Origin of the sequence: Aliivibrio sp. 1S175 (assembly GCF_001690985.1) — a bacterium.
Classification (GTDB): Bacteria; Pseudomonadota; Gammaproteobacteria; order Enterobacterales; family Vibrionaceae; genus Aliivibrio.
The window spans coordinates 573,148-594,088 of record NZ_MAJS01000079.1; the positions used below are offsets into that span (position 1 = coordinate 573,148).

Consider the following 20,941-nt stretch of genomic DNA (forward strand, 5'->3'; position numbering starts at 1 on the left):
AAGGTCATTTTTAGGTGATATTTCTGTACTCATCTGGTCGGATGTGTTAATTGGGCGCACAGCTGTAGGTTTGAATTTTAATTGAGGGTATATGTGTACGCTGAAATTGTGGTGGAAGCAGGACTAGTTTTTAGGGGCTAGGAAGAGCAGGGTTCAGATCGCTTCGCTTGCAGGGTTCAGGGGGATTGCTTTGGGCTTTTAGCTCTTACTCGTCCCTAATCTCTAGTCCCTCGAAGCGAAGCGTTCTAAAGACTGTTTCTTAAAGATCAAAAAAGGCCAGCGTATGCTGACCTTTTTGTATTTACACTTTTAAGAGTAAATCTTAGAAGCTGTAGCTGTACTGAACACCTGCAAGAATTGCATCTGCGTGTGTAGTTGCTGTTAGGGTTTGAAGCGATGATTCTTCAACTTTAACATCATCACCCATTAGGTAAGTGAAGCCGAAATCAACCGTGTGTTTTTTCTCAAAGTGGTAGCTGAAACCAGCAGAGAACCACTGACGATCTGAATCAGGTACAGAAATCGATGTTAATTCGTCTTGAGCTGCTGTGTCGTACATGTAACCTGCACGTAATGTCCATGCATCATTTAAGAAGTATGTACCACCAATCGCGTAGTGCATGCCATTCTGCCAGTCATATGTACTTTCACTTAAGCCACTTGGGTTATTGGTGAATTTGATTTGATCGAAATCACTCCAACCAATGTATTGAACAGAGTAATGTACCGCAAACTTAGTGTCTTTGATCTCATGGTAACCAGAGAATTCAATCATATCAGGTAGTGGTAATGTTACTTTTTGATTGCCGTCTTCCGCTTCAATTTCTGGGCTATAGTGGTATGAGAAACCGAAACGGTTACGTTCATCTAATTCGTAGACAGTACCAAGATTGAATCCAAGACCTGTACCTGTAGCATCAATATCAACTAATGTTGCAGCTGTTGCTATATCGCCAGTGACTGGGTTTTTAACTGATACTTGACGTTTTAAAGTGCCGGCACCATAAATAATATCTAACCCACCACCAACGCTCCATTGTTCGTTAATACGGTATGATGTAGTTAGAGCAAAGTTAACACTTTTAATCTCAGTGGTTCCACCTAGAGCACTTGCACCAATTGTTGTATGACTTGTACCAAAATCATTTTCAAAATTATTTTCTGTACCGAAATTGGAATAAATGCCAGCACCGAATGCCCATTTGTCATTTAAACGATGGATATAGTAAATATTAGGAACTGGTGTGCCACTGCCATTATTTGCATCATCAATGTCTTGAGCGCCATATTTGATATCACTAACTTCGATGTCAGTATCAATGTAGTTTAAGCCAGCTGAAAACTGTGATGAATCAAAAAGAGCCATAGCGGCGGCGTTACGTGACATTACAGATGCGTTATCAGCGATTACTGCATCACCAGCAAATGCGCGGCCTAGGCCTGTTGCTGATTGTGCGTTTAGTTGGAAACCGGCAGCGGTAGCTTGTTGTGTTGCAAGAGTGATGGTAGCTGCTAACAGTGTTTTTGAAAACAAGCGTTTCTTATTCATAATTATTATATTCCATATATTGTTATTTCCTTTCAATTTCTATGACTGAAAAGATTTATTTTAGTTGAGACTGAAATCTCGATGACGAGATAATAACGATCAGATCATAGACGACAAATCCGACCACTGCTAAAAAAGCATTAAAATTCGTGATCTGGTCGTGATTTGTATATAACAGACTAGCTATCTTGTATTTATAGAGCTTAAACTCTAATTTATCATTTGATTGCTGTTGTTTTCATTTTGTGTAACTATTTGTTTTTTATAATAAATATTTATCATATTGTTTAATTTAGAGCTTAAGCTCTAAATTGTATTCAGATAAGGTTAAATTGATGATTAATCATGGGTTTTGAGCGTAATTTTGGTTGGAATGTTAATGAGTAGTAAGCGGTATTTATTTTGTGATTAATGCCTGGTTGGTTGATGGGACTGATGAATAAGTAGTAAAAGAACATAAAATTGATCTATTTCAATAAATTAATTCTGAGACGCGTTATAGTTGATCTCGTTATCTGGTTGAGTAATCAACCCGTTGAGCAAGATAACATTTCCTTTTGAAGGCTGACTTTACTTTCTCCTTATCAGGTGAAACTGATTTTACAATTGGCTATATCGTTAATTGTTTTTTATTCTGACCACATCGATTGATGTGGTTTTTTTTTATCAAAATAGTTTGCAGATTACATCCCCGCTTTTTCTATTCAGCTTATGTTCATTCTCTATTTCATCACTTTTTCATTATTTTCATCGATAGATAATTATTTTTTAGTGATTAATAATTCTTTGCTCACATTTCTACTATAACCCACTTTATATAATTAACAACTTAGTTACAATTCAGGTCTGACCACTTAAAGTACGATTTGGTATTACGCAAGGAGATGCGATGTCAAACGCTAAATTTTCAAAGGCCTATCAACCATTAACGACACGACAAGGTGATCGAATTGCGGTTGTTTCAGGTATTCGGACCCCATTTGCTAAACAATCAACCGCTTTTATCTCTACGCCTGCGGTAGATTTAGGAAAGCTTGCGGTTAAGGCATTAATGGATAAAACGGACATTGATCCTAAGTTGATTGATCAAGTTGTCTTTGGGCAAGTAGTGCAAATGCCAGAAGCGCCAAACATTGCGCGTGAAATTGTCTTAGGTACAGGAATGAACATCGGTACGGATGCGTATAGTGTAACTCGTGCCTGTGCGACCAGTTTTCAAACAACGGCAAACGTGGTTGAAAGTATCATGGCGGGAAGCATTGATATCGGTATTGCTGGCGGGGCTGATTCATCTTCTGTTCTGCCTATTGGGGTATCAAAAAAAATGGCAGCAACTCTGCTTGCCCTCAGTAAAACAAAAACCATGAGTCAAAAGCTCTCTCTTCTTCGTACTTTATCGATGAAAGACATTGCGCCAGTTCCTCCTGCGGTAGCGGAATACTCGACAGGAATTTCAATGGGACAAACCGCAGAGCAAATGGCAAAAAGTCACGGCATTACGCGTGAAGAGCAAGATGCATTAGCGCACCGTTCGCATTCGTTAGCGGCTAAAGCATGGCAAGATGGATTGATACAAGATGAGGTCATGACCGCTTTCCCTGAGCCCTATAAAATGTGGCTAGATCAGGATAATAATATTCGTCATGATTCTGAACTGGCAAGCTATGCCAAGCTACGTCCTGCCTTTGATCGAAAATACGGCTCAGTGACTGCTGCCAACAGTACGCCATTAACCGATGGGGGTGCTGCAATATTATTGATGAGCGAAAAACGTGCGAAAGAATTAGGCTATGAGCCATTAGGTTATATTCGATCTTTTGCTTTTAGTGCAATAGATGTTCATAACGATATGTTAATGGGGCCATCTTATGCTACGCCAATGGCGCTCGATAAAGCGGGGATTTCCTTATCAGACCTTACTCTTATTGATATGCATGAAGCGTTTGCAGCACAAACCTTATCGAACGTAAAAATGTTTGCATCGAATAAATTTGCGAAAGAATGTTTAGGACGTGATAAAGCCATTGGTGAGATTGATATGGATAAATTCAACGTCCTTGGTGGATCTATTGCTTATGGTCATCCTTTTGCCGCGACGGGAGCAAGAATGATCATTCAAACATTACGAGAGCTAAAACGTCGTGGTGGTGGATTTGGGCTAAATACAGCGTGTGCCGCTGGTGGTCTAGGTGCGGCAATGGTATTGGAGGTTGAATAATGATCGTAGAAAAAGAAAATAACTCGATTGAGCTTGTTGAAAATACCAGTGCATTTGTCTGGCATAAAAATGATGATGGCATTGCCTGGCTGACGATTAATGTTCTCGATGAAAAAATGAATACGTTAAAAGCAGAGTTCGCAGAGCAAGTATCTCAAGTATTAGATGAAATTGAAGCGCAGAAAAAAGAGATCAAAGGCTTGGTTATTCAATCTGGTAAGCCTGATAATTTTATTGCCGGTGCAGATATCAGCATGATAGCCAATTGCCAAAGTTCAGCAGAGGCTCAAGCATTGGCTGAAAAAGGCCAGCAATTGTTTCAACGAATTGAAGATCTACCATTTGCCACGGTTGCCGCTATTCATGGTCCTTGCCTAGGTGGTGGATTGGAGTTGGCGTTAGCGTGTGATTATCGTATCTGTAGTGATGACAATAAAACCAAATTAGGTTTACCTGAAGTACAGTTAGGTTTACTTCCAGGATCTGGTGGAACACAACGACTGCCTCGATTAATCGGTTTGCTTGCAAGCTTAGATATTATTTTGACTGGCAAGCAATTAAGGCCTAAAAAAGCCCTAAAGCTAGGCGTTGTTAATGCATCAGTACCACAAACTATTTTATCTCGAACTGCCGCGGAGTTTGCGCTAAAGAAAAAATCAAAAACAAAATTAGCCGCGAAAGAATGGGCAGTATCAAGAAACCCCATTGGTCGTAATGTGATTTTTTCTCAGGCTGCAAAACAAGCCCAGAAAAAAGCGCGTGGTAACTATCCGGCCATTGCAGCGATTTTAGATAGCATTGAACATGGATTAGAAAAAGGCATTAAAAAAGGATTACAGCGAGAAGCCGAGCAGTTCGGCAAACTTGCCATGACACCAGAATCCGCCGCATTACGATCGCTATTTTTTGCTATGACAGAGATGAAGAAAGAAAAAGGCAGTGATGCTGAACCTAAGATTATTCATCGAGTCGGTGTACTAGGTGGTGGATTAATGGGGGGCGGTATTGCTCATGTCTCTATTGCTAAGGCTAAAAAGAACGTCACGATAAAAGACATCAGTAACGATGGGCTACTAAACGCTTACCAATATCATTATCAGCGTCTAGATAAATTAAGAAAACGTCGAATAATCAGTAAAGCTAAATTACAGCAACAAATGCTGCAATTAACGGGCGTGACGGATTTTAATGGGTTTAAAAAATTAGATGTTGTGATTGAGGCTGTTTTTGAAGATCTCACTTTAAAACAAGAGATGGTGAAAGCAGTACAAGAACAAGGAAAAGAAGACGTTATTTTTGCTACGAATACCTCTTCACTGCCAATAGGTCAAATAGCCGAAGGGGCTCAAAAGCCTGAAAACATTATTGGTCTGCACTATTTTAGCCCGGTAGAAAAAATGCCGTTGGTCGAAGTGATCCCTCATGAAACCACCAGTGATGAAACGATTTCTACCGTGGTTTCTTTAGCTAAGCAACAAGGTAAAACGCCTATTGTTGTTAAAGATTGCGCTGGTTTTTATGTTAATCGAATTTTAGCGCCATATATGAATGAAGCCGCTCGACTATTGTTAGCAGGTGAACCCATCGAAGTGATTGATGAAGCGTTATTAGATTTTGGTTTCCCTGTTGGTCCTATTTCCTTATTGGACGAAGTTGGGGTCGATATTGGTGCTAAGATCATGCCGATATTAGAAGCTGAATTAGGCGATAGATTTCGTAGCCCTGATGTATTTAAAACCTTAATAGACGATAAACGATTAGGTAAGAAAACTAAGCGTGGTTTCTATGTCTATAAAGGGAAGAAAAAAGAGCCCGATCAAGAAGTCTATTCGTTACTAAACATTAAACCTCAATCGCAACTAACTAAAGATGAAATTGCGATGCGTTGTGTATTGCCAATGTTAGCGGAAGCAAAGCGATGTTTAGATGAGGGCATTATTCGCTCTAAAAGGGATGGAAATATTGGTGCAATTTTCGGTATCGGTTTTCCTCCTTTCTTAGGAGGGCCATTTGCTTACATGGAAATGTTAGGTGAAGAAAAATTAGCGACGTTAATGCGGAAATATGCTGATAAATACGGAGATCGTTTTTCATTGTAAAAAGTGGCTTGATTTTTAATGAGTGACATAAAAAAGCCATCATAATTTAAGGATTATGATGGCTTTTAAGTTTTTATAACATCGACTTAATGACACGGGTATAAATAAAATGTTATCCGAGATTCACATCTTTTGCTCTAAGTTGAAATTCATCAATAGAGTCAATGTCTAACCCGACATCAAGGCGATCATATTGTTGGTGCTCAGTTCCTTGGCAATGCATGATTAATCGATTTGCGGTTCTAGGTTTCAATATTCCCACCACAAAACGTAGCATTTGAGTACGAGTTAAACCTTTAAGATCTTCGGTTACTCGTTCTTTATGATCAAAATTAAGATCTTTATTACCGATACAGGCCCAAAAACGCTGTGCTCGGCCACGTAAATTGGTGTCTGGATCTGATATTTGATCAATTAAGCCTTGTTTACTGCTCTGCCATTGGGCTTCATTTAACTCTAATAGCACCATATAAAAAGCATTTAAAAATTCATCAATTGAATCTAATAAAATAGCAGGAGGTGCCATTGGAGATTGTACGTATAAGATTAATCCGGGATGTTTATTTAGTGGGAGGTTTCCTGTTCCCACCATATAACCAAGTTGTTGCTTTGTTCGTATTTCGTGAAAGAAAGACGCCGACATTAAATGGTTTGCTAAGGTATACAAAGCAAAACTCTGAGGGTCTTCTTTTGGTGATTGGTAATAAACCAGTAAGGCTGAATCTGAGTGGTCACAAAACAACTCTCGTTGGAATGTACCTGAATTACCTAACATAATGAGAGGGCGGAAAGATTCCTCATACGTTTGATTTTGCATGCGTAATGCATTTTTCAGAGAATCTCCTAAATCAATCGCTTGCTCTTTTGACCAATCACCATAAACAAACATCTCAACATGTAATTCAGCAAACATTGATTGAACAAAGCTAGGCAGTTCGTCTACCTCAATACTTTCTAATGCTTCAAGAAGGACAGGATAAGGGGGGTTATTTGGCTGTAAAATTCCTGATAAGGCATTAAATAGCTGCGATATTGGACGTTCTTTTGAAGCGTTATTCCAATGTCTAATTAGTTGATTTTTAATGAACTCAAATCGCTCAGTCTTGAATTCTCGAGTCATAAAGCGAGTTAAAATGACATCAAGTAACAATGGTTGTTTTTGACTGAATCCCGATAGCGTTAATGTTACACCACCTTGATGACAATAAAGGTTATACCCCATTCCTGCAATTTCTGCTTGGTAGGTTTGTTCACTTAACGCATCCATAAGCATTTCCACACATAGACGCGTCTTTACTATTTTTCTAGGGTCAGATATCGAATGTGGGCTATCGATAGCAATGTAAACCATTCCTTTAGGTACGTGAAATTCTTCTTCCTGCTTATGCCACAAGCGAAATCCAGGTAAGTCTTCAACTAAGATTGGAAATTCGGTAACCCCTTCTAGTTCTTGAGGTTCGAGATCGTAACAAATGTATGGGTTTTTTTCTGGTAACTGTAATTCAGGGTGTAACTCTTTCGTATTCCAAGCCGTGATTTGTGTAGGGCTAAGAGGCTGAACAGAATAAGGGGTTTGATACCACTTATCTTCACGATCATACTCTAAGTCTTGCGCGACTAAAGTGACTCGCATTTGCTCTGGAGTGAATAAATCTAATAAATCATGAATTTGTTGTTCATGATAACCGTCCATCATGTAATCAGCGTACATGACATCTTCAGCATTGAAGCGTTGTAAATTCATTACTAAATGGCTAACTAAATCTAAAGGTTTACTTTTTTCTTGGAAGCGAAAAGCAGATTCTAAAACGGCTTTTTTCTCACTGTAGCGCCATTCATCAAGCCCTTGTTGCTTAATTAATTCAATATATTGGAAAGTGAGAGTGATAATTTCATCGGTCTTATCTATCCCTTTTTCCGTTAAATTATATGAAAGTGTGAACTCTCTGAAATTACTGCCACTGACACCGCCCCCAGCGGTTAATGAATTAATATAACCTAACTTTTTTAGGTATAGCATTAGGCTGCCATCACCTTCATAACCCAATAGATGACCAAGATAATTTAAAGGTTTAGTTTTATAGAGACGGTCTTGATTTGGTAAGTGAAAAGCTAAGCTCAGCTTACGTACTTCTTTTAATGGCTCAACATTTATCCAGCAGCCTTGTTCTTTATCGGTGACATAAGGTACATCAACGACTTTATGACCAAGGTTTTGATTTGGAATAGAACCAAAAGATTGAGTTGCAAGCAGTTCTAACTCACAAAGAGGGCGATTACCAAGAACAACAGCCGTCATTAAATCGGCTGAATAATGTTGTTGATAAAACGCGAGCATCTCATCTCGGATAGAAGAATGTTCTGTATCTGCAAGTGTATCAAGGCTGCCAACCGAAAATTTTGAAAAAGGATGGGCTTGATTGACGGTTTCTTTATGAACTTGATAAATTCGACGAACATCGTCTTTCAGTTTTAATTTATATTCTGAATCTACCGCTTTTCTTTCTTTATCTACGGCTTCTTCATTAAATAGAGAAGCGTAAAAAAACTGCCCAAATCGGTCTAAACCTTCCTCAAAAGCATGGTGAGAAATTTCAAAAAAGAAAGTGGTATTTTCGGTTCCAGTCCATGCGTTATTTGAACCGCCTTGTTGATTAATAAAAGAGTGAAATTCACCGACTTTTGGGTATTTTTCAGTACCAAGAAACAACATGTGTTCTAAGAAATGAGCAAGTCCTGGTCGATGTTCAGGATCATCAAAATGACCAACATTTACCGAAAGAGCAGCAGAAGAGCGAGGCGCTGCATCATCTTGAATAAGTAATATTGGCAGCTTGTTATCGAGTTCAATGAATCGATATTTTTTTTTATCATTTGGGCTGATATGCACAGGGTGCTCCTGTTTGAAGGCATAGAGGGGTGGTGTTTTCACCCTTATTTTTATATTTATTTTTTTAATTATGGCGCTGAACCCACAGAGTAGCAAACTCTCTCTTTCCTCTTTTTGGTTTTGCTTGCTACTATTGTGAGGTTAGTAATGATTTTGAGAATGAATAAATGAAAGTATTCATAATGCGTCACGGTGAAGCAGAAGCGTATGCCGCTTCTGATGAAGAACGTAATTTAACCCCACATGGTGAGAGTCAATCAGCAAAAATTGCTCAATGGTTGATGGCGGCGCATGGTGTTACGTTTGATTATGTTTTGGTGAGTCCCTATATTCGAGCTCAACAAACGTGGAATACAATCAAACCGATTTTGAATGTAGCAGATGCTAAGGTTGAGATTTCTGATGAAATAACCCCTTATGGTGATTCGGATGACGTTATCGAATATGTAAAGGCATTAGGCAGCGTAAAAGAGGTTGAGAATATTCTCATTGTTTCACACCTTCCGTTGGTTGGGTATTTAACGGCTGATTTTGTTCCGGGTATTATGCCTCCGATGTTTCCTACTTCAGCTATTTCTTGTGTTGAATTCTCTCATACTACAGGGAAAAGTAACTTTTTGTGGTTGCAGCAACCATAGGTAAAGCGATTGGAAAAGTAATACTCAATAAAAAAGATCCCCAAGTTTTGTGTACTTGTCGGGATCTTTTTTGTTTTTATCGATCGGGGATAGAAAGTAGAACTAAAATGGCTCCAGCACCACCAAACTCTAAAGGCGCTTGATGAAAAGCCATCACATCTGGGTGTTGAGCTAACCAAAGAGGCACTTTCTTTTTAAGAATATGCTTTCCGATGCCATGCATTATACTGGCACAAGAGACGTTCTCTTTTAGGCAATAGGCGATCATGGAACCTAATTCTCGCTTTGCCTCATCTTGCTTCATACCATGCATATCTAAAAAGACATCAGGCACATATACACCACGTCTGAGACGTTTTACTTCATATTTTGATACGCCATCACGGGCATAACGAACAGGGCCTTCTTCATCTAAAAGAGGGACAAATTCGTCAGAAAAGAAAAACTCTTCATTTTTCCCTTCTTTTAATGATTTTCTTTGCTTTTGTTGTTCGCTAAAGTTCTTACTCGGTTGATGGATTATGGTATCCTGTTGCAACTTTTTAGAGCCTTGTACTGCTTCACGGAACAGCGAAAGTTCGTCATCTGATAGGTGGTCGTTTTTGCTCATTTTTAAATTCCAATAATTAACAGCAGTATTATAACTTGTTTTGGGGGCAATTTTGGATAAGATTTTTGTAGAAGAGGCCGTTTCTGAGCTTCATACGTTACAGGATATGTTGCGTTGGACGGTAAGTCGTTTTAATGCTGCGGGCCTTTTTTATGGTCACGGTACTGATAATGCATGGGATGAGGCTGTTCAATTAGTTCTTCCTACTCTTTATTTACCGATTGATGTTCCTGCACACGTACGTGAATCACGTTTAACATCAACAGAACGTTTACGTATTGTTGAGCGTGTGGTTCGTCGTATTAACGAACGTATACCAACCGCTTATTTAACAAATAAAGCATGGTTTTGTGGTCTTGAATTCTTTGTTGATGAACGCGTACTTGTCCCTCGTTCACCAATTGCGGAATTGATTGAAACACAGTTCGAACCGTGGTTAAAAGAAGAACCAACTCGCATTATGGATCTTTGTACGGGCAGTGGTTGTATCGCTATCGCGTGTGCACATGCATTCCCAAATGCAGAAGTTGATGCGATTGATATCTCGACTGACGCGTTGATGGTTGCAGAGCAGAATGTTCAAGATCACGGCATGGAGCAACAAGTGTTCCCTATGCGTTCAGATCTTTTACGTGATATTCCTAAAGATCAGTACAATTTCATTGTGTCTAACCCACCGTATGTGGATGAAGAAGACATGAACAGTTTACCAGAAGAGTTTGAGCACGAACCTGCATTAGGTTTAGCTGCTGGATCTGATGGCTTGAAATTGGTTCGTCGTATTCTTGCAAATGCGCCTGATTACTTAACAGATGAAGGCTTCTTGATCTGTGAAGTTGGGAACTCTATGGTTCATATGATGGAACAATACCCAGAAATTCCATTTACTTGGATTGAGTTTGCTGAAGGTGGACATGGTGTATTCATGTTAACTAAACAACAGCTTCTTGATTGTGCTGAAGAGTTTTCTCTTTACCGAGATTAATGATTAAGCGTTATCGAATAATAATGAGCCTGATAGTGATATCGGGCTTTTTTGTGCCTATATCTTAATATTCTTTTGTTTGTGACATGGCAAAATCTAATCTTTCACGCAACTTAGCTTGCTTTTTTTCACTGCTGTCTTGATTAAACATTCTTTTTATTAAATGAAATAATTTCACAAAATGGCTCCCTTTTTATTTGCTATAAACAAAGCAGGATTAGTGCCAACTTAACTGAGCCTTCCCCTTACTGATAGATTTATCGTGAGCGATACTAAATAAGTGGGAATATAATGATTTAAATTTTCCCCCTCAATATTTTTTAATCGGTCTCATTATTCGATTTATTGTTTTTAGTGTAATCCTTCACATTATTTATATTGTAAAGGTCACATATTGCCGCTTTTTATTATATGGAAGAAAAAGAGGTTAGCTGTAATCGAGAAAGAGTACAGATAAACACAGACTAGGGGTTTACTCTTAAAGCGATTCAAGACAATATGGATTTATTAAGAATTGATTATTAGTCTTGTTGTATATGACTAATCAACAACATTTACAGAGGAAGTAATGGCTGGAAACTCTATTGGACAACATTTTCGAGTAACAACGTTTGGTGAAAGTCATGGCTTAGCATTAGGCTGCATTGTTGATGGCTGTCCTCCTGGTTTGGAATTAACGGAAGCTGATCTGCAGATTGATTTAGATCGCCGTAAACCAGGGACATCAAAATATACGACTCAGCGCCGTGAAGCCGATGAAGTTAAAATTTTATCTGGGGTATTTGAAGGTAAAACAACAGGCACATCAATTGGCTTGTTGATTGAAAATACCGATCAACGCTCTAAAGACTATTCTGAAATTAAAGATAAGTTCCGTCCGGGACATGCAGACTATACCTACCATCAAAAGTATGGACAACGTGATTACCGTGGCGGTGGCCGTTCATCTGCTCGTGAAACCGCAATGCGTGTTGCGGCGGGTGCCGTGGCTAAAAAATACCTACAACAAGAATTTGGTATTGAGATCCGTGCTTATTTATCACAAATGGGGGACGTGTCGATTGATTCTGTGGATTGGAATGAAATCGAGAACAATGCCTTTTTCTGTCCAGATGCAAGCAAAGTTGATGCTTTTGATGAGCTTATCCGTAAGTTGAAAAAAGAAGGTGATTCAATTGGTGCGAAAATCACAGTGGTTGCTCAAGGTGTTCCTGTTGGTTTAGGTGAACCTGTATTTGATCGTTTAGATGCTGATATTGCTCATGCCCTAATGGGGATTAATGCCGTTAAAGGTGTTGAGATTGGTGATGGTTTCGAGGTTGTTCAACAACGTGGCTCTGAACATCGGGATCCATTAACGCCTGAAGGTTTTAGTTCTAATCATGCTGGTGGTGTTTTAGGTGGAATATCATCAGGGCAAGATATTATTGCTCATATTGCATTGAAACCAACATCAAGCATTACGGTTCCGGGTGAAACAATTACACGTAGCGGTGAAAAAACAGAATTAATTACGAAAGGTCGTCATGATCCATGTGTAGGTATTCGTGCCGTTCCTATTGCTGAGGCAATGCTTGCGATTGTTGTCATGGATCATTTAGTTCGTCATCGTGGACAGAACTTCGGTGTACAAACGGAAACGCCTAAGATTTAGTGGTAGGAGATAGGGACTAGTTTTTAGGGACGAGTTAAGAGCGGAAGAATCTTCCTCTACTATTAATAGACATAAATAAAAAGAGCCAGATTGAAGTTACATTAGATCTGGCTCTTTCTGTTTGTATTTGATGTTTAGCTCTTCCTAGCCCCTAAGATCTCGTCCCTAGTTCCTTTAACGTTCATCACTTCTTAATACTTTCTGGCTGATCTTCGGTAATATCCAAATGAAATACCGGTAAACACCAACCAAATTTCACGGCTGCCATACGAGCAGAAAAACCAATAACAATGGTGATTACGGTGGTTATTAACTCATCAACACCAAGGTGTAATAAACCTATGTATAACACAGCAGATAGGAGTGAAATTGACGCGTATAATTCTTTATGTAATACCATCGGCATTTGACGGCAGAAAAGATCACGCAATAAACCACCAAATACGCCAGTGACAATGGCAGAAACAACACAGATCAGCGGGTGAAGTCCCATATCTAATGCGACTTGAGAGCCGATAATACTAAATACAATTAAGCCGATAGCATCTAAAAAAACAAAGAATCGATGGTTTTTTGCAACCCATGGGCCAATCCATGTCGTCAACACACCAGCAATACAGGTAATGACAAGGAATTGTGGGTTTTTCACCCAACCAATAGGGTAATGACCTAATAAAATATCACGTACCGTACCGCCGCCAATAGCCGTTGCACTCGCTACTAGCATCACACCAAACCAATCCATTTTTTTCTTACCAGCAGCTAATGCGCCTGTCATTGCTTCTGCTGTGATCCCTATAATATAAAGAATTGTTAATAACATTTTCTAATACCGTTTCATGTCATGTTGGCGAAATAATAAGGCAAGGATTTTATGGGATTAAACCTATAATGACGAATGAAAAAAACTATTCCGATGTTTTTCGGATTAGATTTACTTATGTGATTTATCCAAGTGCTCTAGCGTGATTAAGTGAATTTACAGATAAAGGATAATTTTGAAACAGAAGATAAAAATAATTTATCTAGATAGGTCTTTATTGGTGCTTAAGGTAGAATAGGCCCCTCTTTATTATTGCTAAGCTTGTCGTATGTCTCATCAATACCAAGATTTAATGTCTATTTTCAACGCTACTTTTCAAGGTTCTTTTAATACACAACTTGTATTGGGTGGCGATGAACCTATTTATTTACCTGCCGATAGCGAATTTGATTATCATCGCATTATCTTTGCTCGTGGTTTTTATCAATCAGGAATGCATGAAATTGCACATTGGTGTGTCGCTGGACCAGAACGTCGATTATTAGAAGATTTTGGTTATTGGTATGAACCTGACGGTCGAACAGAGCAAGTTCAATCTGAGTTTGAAAAAGTTGAAATCCGCCCACAAGCGTATGAATGGATTTTATCATTAAGTGCAGGACTAAAATTTAATGTGAGTTGTGATAACTTAAATGGCGATTTTGAACCAGATCGTTTAGCATTCATGACTAAAGTACATAATGAGGTGATGGGAATTCTAGATACGGGGCTACCATTACGAGTTGAGATGCTCTCTACTGCATTACGTAATTTTTATCAGATTACACCATTAACTAAAGAACAATTTATTGTCCAATAGGAAAAAAATGATCATTGAATTTGAAGAAAAAATGCTTGAACTTATTGATGCTCGTATTGAAACAGCATCAGATGATGAGTTATTTGCGGGTGGTTACTTACGTGGGCATATTTCATTGTCAGTAGCTAAATGTGAAGAGCAAAGCATCAATGATGTTGAAGTATTGAAAGTACATATCAATGACAGTTTAGATGCGGCTAAGTCTGAATTATCTCCAGCAGACCGAATTGTTGTTGCTGATCTATGGGATGAGTTGCAAAACGCATAGTATTGATGATCATCAAAACTGCAAAAGGCAGGCCCATTGAGGTCTGCCTTTTTTATATAATATTTAAATATAGTGATGGAGGTTAGCGCTTAAAGCCTGATAGTGCGTCTAATTTATCTCGAAGTAAATAAACTAAAGAGGTTTGCTCTGATTGTTCTCTAATGACACCATTGGTATTTCCCCATACAGGCCCTGGCCATGCAATATCATGAGTAAAGCGAGCGATATGGTGAATATGTAATTGAGGGACTAAATTCCCTAATGCCCCAATATTAATTTTATCCGGTGTAAACGTATCTTCTAATAATTGAGCAACCGCACTTGATTCTTTAATAAACTGATGTTGTTGCTCTGCGTTCATGTGATGGATTTCTTTTAGATCTTCTAGACGAGGAACTAAAATTAACCAAGGCCCTATGTCTTCTTTAATTAATAAAACCTGGCATAAAGGTAGATTACCTAAAACAATGCAATCTTGTTGTAAACGTGAGTGTAATTGAAAAGCCATTATCATTTCCTTGGTTTCTATCAGCAATGCTTTGTTATATCATAATCAGCTTATAATGAAGAATAAGTGAATCTATTCATGAGTAAAAAAGTCGATAAAAACGTTTATAACCCAACTTTTCAATGGGCATTTCTACACCCAAGATATTGGCCTACGTGGTTAGGGATAGCTTTTGCTATTATTTTAGCGTTTGTTCCTTTTCGATTACGCGATAAGCTCGCGGCAAAAATTGTTAAATTAGTTCTTAAAAAACCAAGTGGCGGCATTAAACGAGCTAAGTTAAATATAGCCACTTGCTTTCCTGAAAAATCAGAGCAAGAACAACGGGAATTACTTGAAAAAACCTACATTACAGGTGCCCAGGTGATGCTTGGTTTTTCTGAGTTGATTGTTAGAAGTCGTAAACATAATGAAAATCGTGGTATTTTTGTTGGGGGAGAGAATCTTTTTCCATTACTTGAACAAAAAGAAAACATCATTATTTTAGCACCACATGCATGGGCTATTGATTTCCCTGCGATCTTATTAGCTTCTCGTGGCTATCATGTAACAACCATGATGAAACCACAAAAGAACCCAATCACTGATTGGTTGATGCACGTTCAACGTATGCAATATGGCGGTAAAATATACGCTCGAAGTGCAGGGATTAAGCCGTTAATCAAAGCGATTAGAGAAGGGTACTTAGCTTACTATTTACCAGATGAAGATCATGGACCTCAGAACAGTGTTTTTGTCCCGTTTTTTGCAACTCAGAAAGCGACTCTTAAAGGGTTTGGTAAGTTAGCTCGTTTGTCTAAGGCAAAAGTAGTTCCAATGTTACCGTCGTATAATGCGGAAACAGGGCAGTTTGAGATCATTACATTACCGGCCATTGCTGATTTTCCTTCTGGTGATGAAGAGCAGGATGCAAGAGCGATGAATATTGCGATTGAACAATTAGTAACAGAGCGTCCTGAGCAATATATGTGGGTTTTAAACTTATTACGTTCTCGTCCAGATGGTAGCCGTCTTTATTAAGTAAGCTTTGCTCTATCTATTCTTGATTAAGCCCATTGCATTAAATAAATGCAGTGGGCTTTTTTATTCTAAGTTTAAATTATTTCTTTGATTTATATCAAAGGTCGATCTTGGTCATTTAATCAATCTAAGTTTTTACAAATGGTTAGGGTCTATTCAATTACGGAGCGTATAATTATTTGTGAGTTCCATCCGATTAATACTGATAATGCTCTTTAGTGCTAAGTTGATTTGATAAATGCCAAAATCGCCAAATTTTCGCTTCTTTCAAGGTGGGATGCTTAAGCATCGTACTACTCCTAAGTTTTTAACAACACAAACTGATTACTATGCATTGCTTTTTTTATCAGCGTTAGTTGGTGGCATTGCTGGTTCTGTCGTTGCATTATTTGAAGCATCAATTCGTTTAATTTCAGAACAACGATTACACTTCATACATACCTTCCCTTATTCTGAATATTTAGCGCCCGTAGCTGCCGTTCTTGCAGGTGCAGCAATGGCTGCCGCAGGGTTTTGGCTTACTTTTAGGTTTGCACCAGAAACCGCGGGTAGTGGTATTCCTCATATTGAAGGAGCATTAGACGGGACGCATGTTATTCGTTGGGCTAGAGTGTTACCGGTTAAGTTTATTGCAGGTACGTTAACCATTGGCTCAGGTATGGTACTTGGCCGCGAAGGACCATCAATTCAAATTGGTGGGGCTGTGGGGCAAATGATTGCAAGTAAAGGTAAGCGATTTAGTCATTCTTCTCATATATTAACAGCGGCAGGGGCTGCCGCTGGTTTGGCTGCGGCATTTAATGCACCGTTAGCGGGGATCCTTTTTGTCGTTGAAGAGATGCGCCCTCAATTTCGTTATAATATTACCTCTATTAAGTGTGTAACGTTAGCGACTGCTGTTGCAACTATTGTTATGCGATCTCTTCATGGTCAAGAAGCATTTCTTACGATACCAAGTTTTGATGTTCCACCCCTTCGTTCTCTACTTCTGTTTGCTATTTTAGGCATTTTATTTGGAATTATTGGTGTTAATTTCAATAAATGGATCTTAAAAGGGACAAGTAAAGTAAAGGCGTATCACCAAAATAAATTGGCTCGCATTGTGTTAATGGGAGCTGCGTTTGGCGGTACATTTGCCTTATTGCATTTGTACATACCAAATTTATCTGGCAGCGGCATGGAAATCATCACTGAGATGTTTTATAGCCCTATGGCATGGATGGTAATGGTTGGCTTCTTTGCACTACGAATTATAGTTACGGTAGCGTGTTTCTCGTCAGGAGCTCCCGGTGGGATCTTTGCGCCTATGCTAGCGTTAGGAACACTACTTGGTTTATCTTTTGGTGTTGTGATGGCGGCATGGTTCCCTGAATGGGTTTCAGATCCAGGTGTTTATGCTATTGCGGGTATGGGGGCCTTATTTGCTGCGACAGTGAGAGCTCCAGTGACTGGCGTTATTCTTGTGGTAGAGATGACGAATAATTACCAACTAATATTACCTTTACTCGTCACAACGTTAGGTGCCACTTTTATTGCTCAAGCACTTGGTGGTCAGCCTTTGTACTCTGCACTATTGAAACAGTCTTTACTTAAAGATAAAGAATTGAGAGCAGAAGACAGTGGGTTACAAAAAGTTGATCAAGCTGTTGCTAACGCAAATACTGAAAACAAATAAACCATCTGAATCAACATTATTCAGATGGCCTTATTGTGGCGTTATATTTTCTTATAAACTCTGATCATGAAATCAGCTTTGCAATCAAAAAAGGCTTTTTCTTTTAGCTCTGATTTGTACTCTGCTGTTGCTTTCCAAGCAAAAGGCGTCATATCTAATAAATGTAACGCCTCAAGTCCGTTCAACTGCATATTGTAAGTTAATTTTTTCTCTTCAATAAGTTCAAAGCCAGTTATTTCTTCTGATGCTTCATCGTGTAAGCGAACATCACCATAAACACCTTCACGTAGTTGGTATAAATGGTGGCTTGCTGGTGTGACTGTAAATAAATGCCCAGAATTTTTAATCGTACGACTCAGTTCTTCGGCTTTACATGGCGCATAAATTCTAACTATGCCATTTAAACTTTGATCTGAAAAAGGTAAACGGTGGCTAGAAGCAACACTGAATTGGCAATTGAGATAGCGTTTAGCTGCGTACTTAATCGCTACTTTTGAAATGTCTAATCCAAAGACGGCTGTATTTTTATCGTTCAACTGCTCAGCAATCTTTGAGGTGTAATAACCTTCACCACAGCCTATATCTAACAGGCTTGAATTGTCCTCAGTGATATAACTTTCACATAAGTCAGCAACTTGTTGTTGCATTGGTTGGTAATGGCCTGCTTCAAGAAATGCACGTCTTGCTTGCATCATTTCTTTATTATCGCCCGGATTTTTAGAACGCTTATGATGAACTGGCATCAAGTTTACATAACCTTCTTTTGCGTTATCAAACTGATGGTTGTTTTCACAACGGTATTGGTTGTTGGCAAAGAACAATTCGTGTTGGCATAAAGGGCATTGATACGACATAACCAGACCTGAAATTAGATGAGGGAAGCAGTGTACTTCTTCATTTCTAGAATAAAAAGACCCTCTAATAAAAAATCTATCCGTCTATTAATTTTTCATCTCGAAATAAATAATGTGACACCCTTCAAATTTAGCCTCTAATAGAACATAACAAGACCTTTTTTGTTATCAAGCGATAGTGATCAATATCACTTTTATTGTTAATAATAGTCTAGAAAAATGTGATCTAACATGTTTCTATATGTGAAAAGGTAAATTTTAATATTGATATTTACATCTTAACCTTTTGAAAATTATGTATTTATATTTTTTTATAAAGGCTGTTTTTGAACTTGGTCAAACTATGAATACGCTTTATTTTTCAAAGCGAATTAATAGGGCATGATTTGTCTCAACGGATTCAGATAAACATGTATGGATTACAAGTATTCTTGAGTTTGGCGTCTAAACAGTAGAACAGCTAAACCAAAATAAGTTCAAAAATATAGGGCGTATAACATGAAAAAGACACTTTTAGCACTAGCAGTACCAGCACTTCTAATGGCCGGTTCAGCATCTGCAGCAACAGTACATACAGCAGAAGATGGTTCGACAATCGATGTATACAGCCGTTTAGGTTTTAATATTACAGACCGTGCTGGTATGGGTGAAGATGGCGATGCGGTAGGTAATTTCGATGCACGTATTGGTTTAGGTGGCTCTCAAGTCGTTAACGATAAAGTATCAGTTATTGGTTGGGCTGAGTATTCAGTAGGTGCAGCTGAACAACGTGGTACAGATAATAGCTTTACTCCTCGTTATGTATGGGCAGGTATCGATGGTTCTGAATACGGTAAAGTAACCTTTGGTCGTGTTGCTTCAGGCATCATTATGCTTTCTGATGTAGGTGATGTATTTGCGGCATCTGATGTTCTTATTGGTCGTCAACTTGAGCTTATTGATAATTCAGCAGCACAAACTTTCCGTCAAGATGGCACTGTTCAATATCAAAACAGCTTTGGTTCGTTTGATATGTCGGTTGCGTATATTTTAGGTAACTCAGATTCAGATCAAGATGGTTCTTATAATGCGGTAGGTCGTTATACCTTTGATATGGGTGATGCGGGTCAGTTAATTCCTATTGTTGCATATCAAGCAAACAGTACGGGTGAAAATGCGACTAATCCAGATGCAGATTACACTTTCTGGGGTGCAGGTCTTCAATATAAGTTAAATGCATTAACACTTGGAGCTATGTATAACCAAGATGAAATTGAAGGTGTTTATGCAGGTAAATCAACGGATAAGAGCTACGAATTAACAGCGGTATATAACATTAATGATGATTGGACAGCTCGTGCTGGTTACCGTGCTCTAGAAAACAGCGGTGGCGATGAAAGTGAATATAAAGATACAACATTAGAACTTCAGTATCACTTAACGGCTCGTTCTTCTATCTACACAAGTTATGTAATGCGTAATGGCGAAAATGGAAACGCAGCATTACCTAGCAACAATGTGATGAGCTGGAACGATGCAGAAGAAGATTACTACCACTTAGGTCTTCGTTATGAATTCTAATCTGACCAACAATGTTGATATTACTGTTAATCTATAAGGGTGGATTCTTAGTTAATTATCAATCAGGTTAGAAAACTAAAATCCTCACTGATCTGTCAGTGAGGATTTTTTCTATTTAATCATAATGAAAAAACATTGAATTGTAGGTATAAAAAATCCCCGCAAGTGCGAGGATTCAAATGATTATTTATGCCGTTTGGATTATGCGTTAAAAATTTGCGCCATTTCCGTTGAGCATAGGTGGTATTGACGTGGGCAGTTACGCCATGTTGTCAGCATACGACGGTATTTGTCCATCATAGGCATTTGGCTATTAAAGTGGTGGTCTGCTTTATCAAATTGAAGATATAAACCTTCAGAGCTTGTTAAGAAGCGAACGTAATGTACTTGTTGTGCTTCAGTTGCAATATCAAAACCTAAAAATTGAAGACGACGCGCATCTACTTTAGCTTGGCACTCAGGTATAAGCATGTTGTAAGATTCTTGCATTGCATGGTACATCTCCATGAAGTCGATAATTTCACGACATTCAGTTTCTGTAATGCTACCAAAATCTTTATCTAATTCACGAATTTGCAGTTCATAGCCACGTTCAACGATTAGTTGTTGGCGTTTGTATTTCTCTGCATTTTCAGGATCCATTTGCGACATTAAGTAGTACTGGTTTGAAAGGATTAGGCGTTGAGCATTAGTCATATCCATTAGGATAACCTCAAAATTATTATTTAAATTTATATAAAAAGTTGAAGCTAGATTAACAGTAAATGTAACACATAGAACATGATCTACAT

The 20,941-nt window shown here is 38.5% G+C and carries 17 protein-coding genes; 10 read left to right on the forward strand and 7 right to left on the reverse strand.

Going from position 1 to position 20,941, the window contains the following annotated elements:
• Positions 1 to 322: 322 nt before the first annotated feature.
• Positions 323 to 1,549: an outer membrane protein transport protein gene (locus tag A6E06_RS17905; protein ID WP_065593761.1), complete on the reverse strand. Its 1,227-nt coding sequence runs from the start codon at positions 1,547 to 1,549 to the stop codon at positions 323 to 325.
• Between the two features lie 889 nt (positions 1,550 to 2,438).
• Here A6E06_RS17905 and fadI point away from each other — a divergent pair.
• The gene (gene fadI, locus A6E06_RS17910) at positions 2,439 to 3,767 is read left to right on the forward strand and encodes an acetyl-CoA C-acyltransferase FadI (protein ID WP_065593760.1); all 1,329 of its coding nucleotides are present in this window, start codon (positions 2,439 to 2,441) and stop codon (positions 3,765 to 3,767) included.
• Positions 3,767 to 5,866 (forward strand): fatty acid oxidation complex subunit alpha FadJ, encoded by a 2,100-nt coding sequence (gene fadJ, locus A6E06_RS17915; RefSeq protein WP_065593759.1) that lies wholly within the window; start codon positions 3,767 to 3,769, stop codon positions 5,864 to 5,866. The genes fadI and fadJ overlap by 1 nt, the downstream gene beginning before the upstream one ends.
• Before the next feature lie 112 nt (positions 5,867 to 5,978).
• Here fadJ and A6E06_RS17920 read toward each other — a convergent pair whose 3' ends face one another.
• Positions 5,979 to 8,756 (reverse strand): insulinase family protein, encoded by a 2,778-nt coding sequence (locus tag A6E06_RS17920; RefSeq protein ID WP_065593758.1) that lies wholly within the window; start codon positions 8,754 to 8,756, stop codon positions 5,979 to 5,981.
• Positions 8,757 to 8,923: 167 nt separating this feature from the next.
• On the opposite strand from A6E06_RS17920, the gene sixA reads away from it, so the two are divergent.
• On the forward strand, positions 8,924 to 9,394 hold the full coding sequence (gene sixA, locus A6E06_RS17925) for a phosphohistidine phosphatase SixA (protein ID WP_065593757.1): 471 nt from the start codon (positions 8,924 to 8,926) through the stop codon (positions 9,392 to 9,394).
• A 76-nt stretch (positions 9,395 to 9,470) separates the two neighbouring features.
• Here the strand turns inward: sixA and smrB are convergent, their stop codons facing one another.
• On the reverse strand, positions 9,471 to 10,004 hold the full coding sequence (gene smrB / locus A6E06_RS17930; RefSeq protein ID WP_065593756.1) for an endonuclease SmrB: 534 nt from the start codon (positions 10,002 to 10,004) through the stop codon (positions 9,471 to 9,473).
• 52 nt (positions 10,005 to 10,056) lie between these two features.
• Here smrB and prmB point away from each other — a divergent pair, with 52 nt between their 5' ends.
• Complete coding sequence (prmB, locus tag A6E06_RS17935) at positions 10,057 to 10,989, forward strand: 50S ribosomal protein L3 N(5)-glutamine methyltransferase (RefSeq protein WP_065593755.1); 933 nt, start codon at positions 10,057 to 10,059, stop codon at positions 10,987 to 10,989.
• Positions 10,990 to 11,557: 568 nt separating this feature from the next.
• Positions 11,558 to 12,643 (forward strand): chorismate synthase, encoded by a 1,086-nt coding sequence (gene aroC / locus A6E06_RS17940; RefSeq protein ID WP_065593754.1) that lies wholly within the window; start codon positions 11,558 to 11,560, stop codon positions 12,641 to 12,643.
• Between the two features lie 184 nt (positions 12,644 to 12,827).
• On the opposite strand, the gene A6E06_RS17945 is transcribed toward aroC, so the two are convergent.
• Positions 12,828 to 13,466, reverse strand: a complete 639-nt coding sequence (locus A6E06_RS17945) for a trimeric intracellular cation channel family protein (protein WP_065593753.1) — start codon at positions 13,464 to 13,466, stop codon at positions 12,828 to 12,830.
• A gap of 268 nt (positions 13,467 to 13,734) precedes the next feature.
• Between A6E06_RS17945 and A6E06_RS17950 the strand changes: the two genes are divergently transcribed.
• Positions 13,735 to 14,265, forward strand: a complete 531-nt coding sequence (locus A6E06_RS17950; protein ID WP_065593752.1) for an elongation factor P hydroxylase — start codon at positions 13,735 to 13,737, stop codon at positions 14,263 to 14,265.
• Positions 14,266 to 14,272: 7 nt separating this feature from the next.
• Positions 14,273 to 14,533, forward strand: coding sequence for a YfcL family protein (locus tag A6E06_RS17955; RefSeq protein ID WP_065593751.1), 261 nt, complete (start codon positions 14,273 to 14,275; stop codon positions 14,531 to 14,533).
• A gap of 82 nt (positions 14,534 to 14,615) precedes the next feature.
• On the opposite strand, the gene A6E06_RS17960 is transcribed toward A6E06_RS17955, so the two are convergent.
• Positions 14,616 to 15,041 (reverse strand): HIT domain-containing protein, encoded by a 426-nt coding sequence (locus A6E06_RS17960; protein ID WP_065593750.1) that lies wholly within the window; start codon positions 15,039 to 15,041, stop codon positions 14,616 to 14,618.
• A gap of 78 nt (positions 15,042 to 15,119) precedes the next feature.
• Between A6E06_RS17960 and lpxM the strand changes: the two genes are divergently transcribed.
• Together lpxM and clcA are read left to right on the forward strand one after the other, a co-directional pair.
• Complete coding sequence (lpxM, locus tag A6E06_RS17965) at positions 15,120 to 16,061, forward strand: lauroyl-Kdo(2)-lipid IV(A) myristoyltransferase (RefSeq protein ID WP_065593749.1); 942 nt, start codon at positions 15,120 to 15,122, stop codon at positions 16,059 to 16,061.
• Positions 16,062 to 16,299: 238 nt separating this feature from the next.
• Positions 16,300 to 17,736 (forward strand): H(+)/Cl(-) exchange transporter ClcA, encoded by a 1,437-nt coding sequence (gene clcA, locus A6E06_RS17970; protein ID WP_065593748.1) that lies wholly within the window; start codon positions 16,300 to 16,302, stop codon positions 17,734 to 17,736.
• 41 nt (positions 17,737 to 17,777) lie between these two features.
• Here clcA and rlmA read toward each other — a convergent pair whose 3' ends face one another.
• The gene (rlmA, locus tag A6E06_RS17975) at positions 17,778 to 18,590 is read right to left on the reverse strand and encodes a 23S rRNA (guanine(745)-N(1))-methyltransferase (protein ID WP_065593747.1); all 813 of its coding nucleotides are present in this window, start codon (positions 18,588 to 18,590) and stop codon (positions 17,778 to 17,780) included.
• Positions 18,591 to 19,088: 498 nt separating this feature from the next.
• Between rlmA and A6E06_RS17980 the strand changes: the two genes are divergently transcribed.
• Positions 19,089 to 20,150 carry a porin gene (locus A6E06_RS17980; RefSeq protein ID WP_065593746.1) on the forward strand — a complete coding sequence of 354 codons (1,062 nt, stop codon included), beginning with the start codon at positions 19,089 to 19,091 and terminating at the stop codon, positions 20,148 to 20,150.
• A 201-nt stretch (positions 20,151 to 20,351) separates the two neighbouring features.
• Here the strand turns inward: A6E06_RS17980 and A6E06_RS17985 are convergent, their stop codons facing one another.
• A complete protein-coding gene (locus A6E06_RS17985) occupies positions 20,352 to 20,852 on the reverse strand; it encodes a YfbU family protein (RefSeq protein ID WP_065593745.1) in 501 nt (166 codons plus the stop codon).
• Between the last annotated feature and the right edge of the window lie 89 nt (positions 20,853 to 20,941).

Bases quoted from the DNA above. Each gene is read 5' to 3' on its own strand.
- A6E06_RS17985 (WP_065593745.1), bottom strand. From the start codon at position 20,852: ATGGATATGACTAATGCTCAACGCCTAATCCTTTCAAACCAGTACTAC.
- fadI (WP_065593760.1), top strand. From the start codon at position 2,439: ATGTCAAACGCTAAATTTTCAAAGGCCTATCAACCATTAACGACACGA.
- clcA (WP_065593748.1), top strand. From the start codon at position 16,300: ATGCCAAAATCGCCAAATTTTCGCTTCTTTCAAGGTGGGATGCTTAAG.
- A6E06_RS17950 (WP_065593752.1), top strand. From the start codon at position 13,735: ATGTCTCATCAATACCAAGATTTAATGTCTATTTTCAACGCTACTTTT.
- A6E06_RS17960 (WP_065593750.1), bottom strand. From the start codon at position 15,041: ATGGCTTTTCAATTACACTCACGTTTACAACAAGATTGCATTGTTTTA.
- fadJ (WP_065593759.1), top strand. From the start codon at position 3,767: ATGATCGTAGAAAAAGAAAATAACTCGATTGAGCTTGTTGAAAATACC.
- rlmA (WP_065593747.1), bottom strand. From the start codon at position 18,590: ATGTCGTATCAATGCCCTTTATGCCAACACGAATTGTTCTTTGCCAAC.
- A6E06_RS17945 (WP_065593753.1), bottom strand. From the start codon at position 13,466: ATGTTATTAACAATTCTTTATATTATAGGGATCACAGCAGAAGCAATG.
- A6E06_RS17980 (WP_065593746.1), top strand. From the start codon at position 19,089: ATGAAAAAGACACTTTTAGCACTAGCAGTACCAGCACTTCTAATGGCC.
- smrB (WP_065593756.1), bottom strand. From the start codon at position 10,004: ATGAGCAAAAACGACCACCTATCAGATGACGAACTTTCGCTGTTCCGT.
- lpxM (WP_065593749.1), top strand. From the start codon at position 15,120: ATGAGTAAAAAAGTCGATAAAAACGTTTATAACCCAACTTTTCAATGG.
- sixA (WP_065593757.1), top strand. From the start codon at position 8,924: ATGAAAGTATTCATAATGCGTCACGGTGAAGCAGAAGCGTATGCCGCT.
- A6E06_RS17955 (WP_065593751.1), top strand. From the start codon at position 14,273: ATGATCATTGAATTTGAAGAAAAAATGCTTGAACTTATTGATGCTCGT.
- A6E06_RS17905 (WP_065593761.1), bottom strand. From the start codon at position 1,549: ATGAATAAGAAACGCTTGTTTTCAAAAACACTGTTAGCAGCTACCATC.
- aroC (WP_065593754.1), top strand. From the start codon at position 11,558: ATGGCTGGAAACTCTATTGGACAACATTTTCGAGTAACAACGTTTGGT.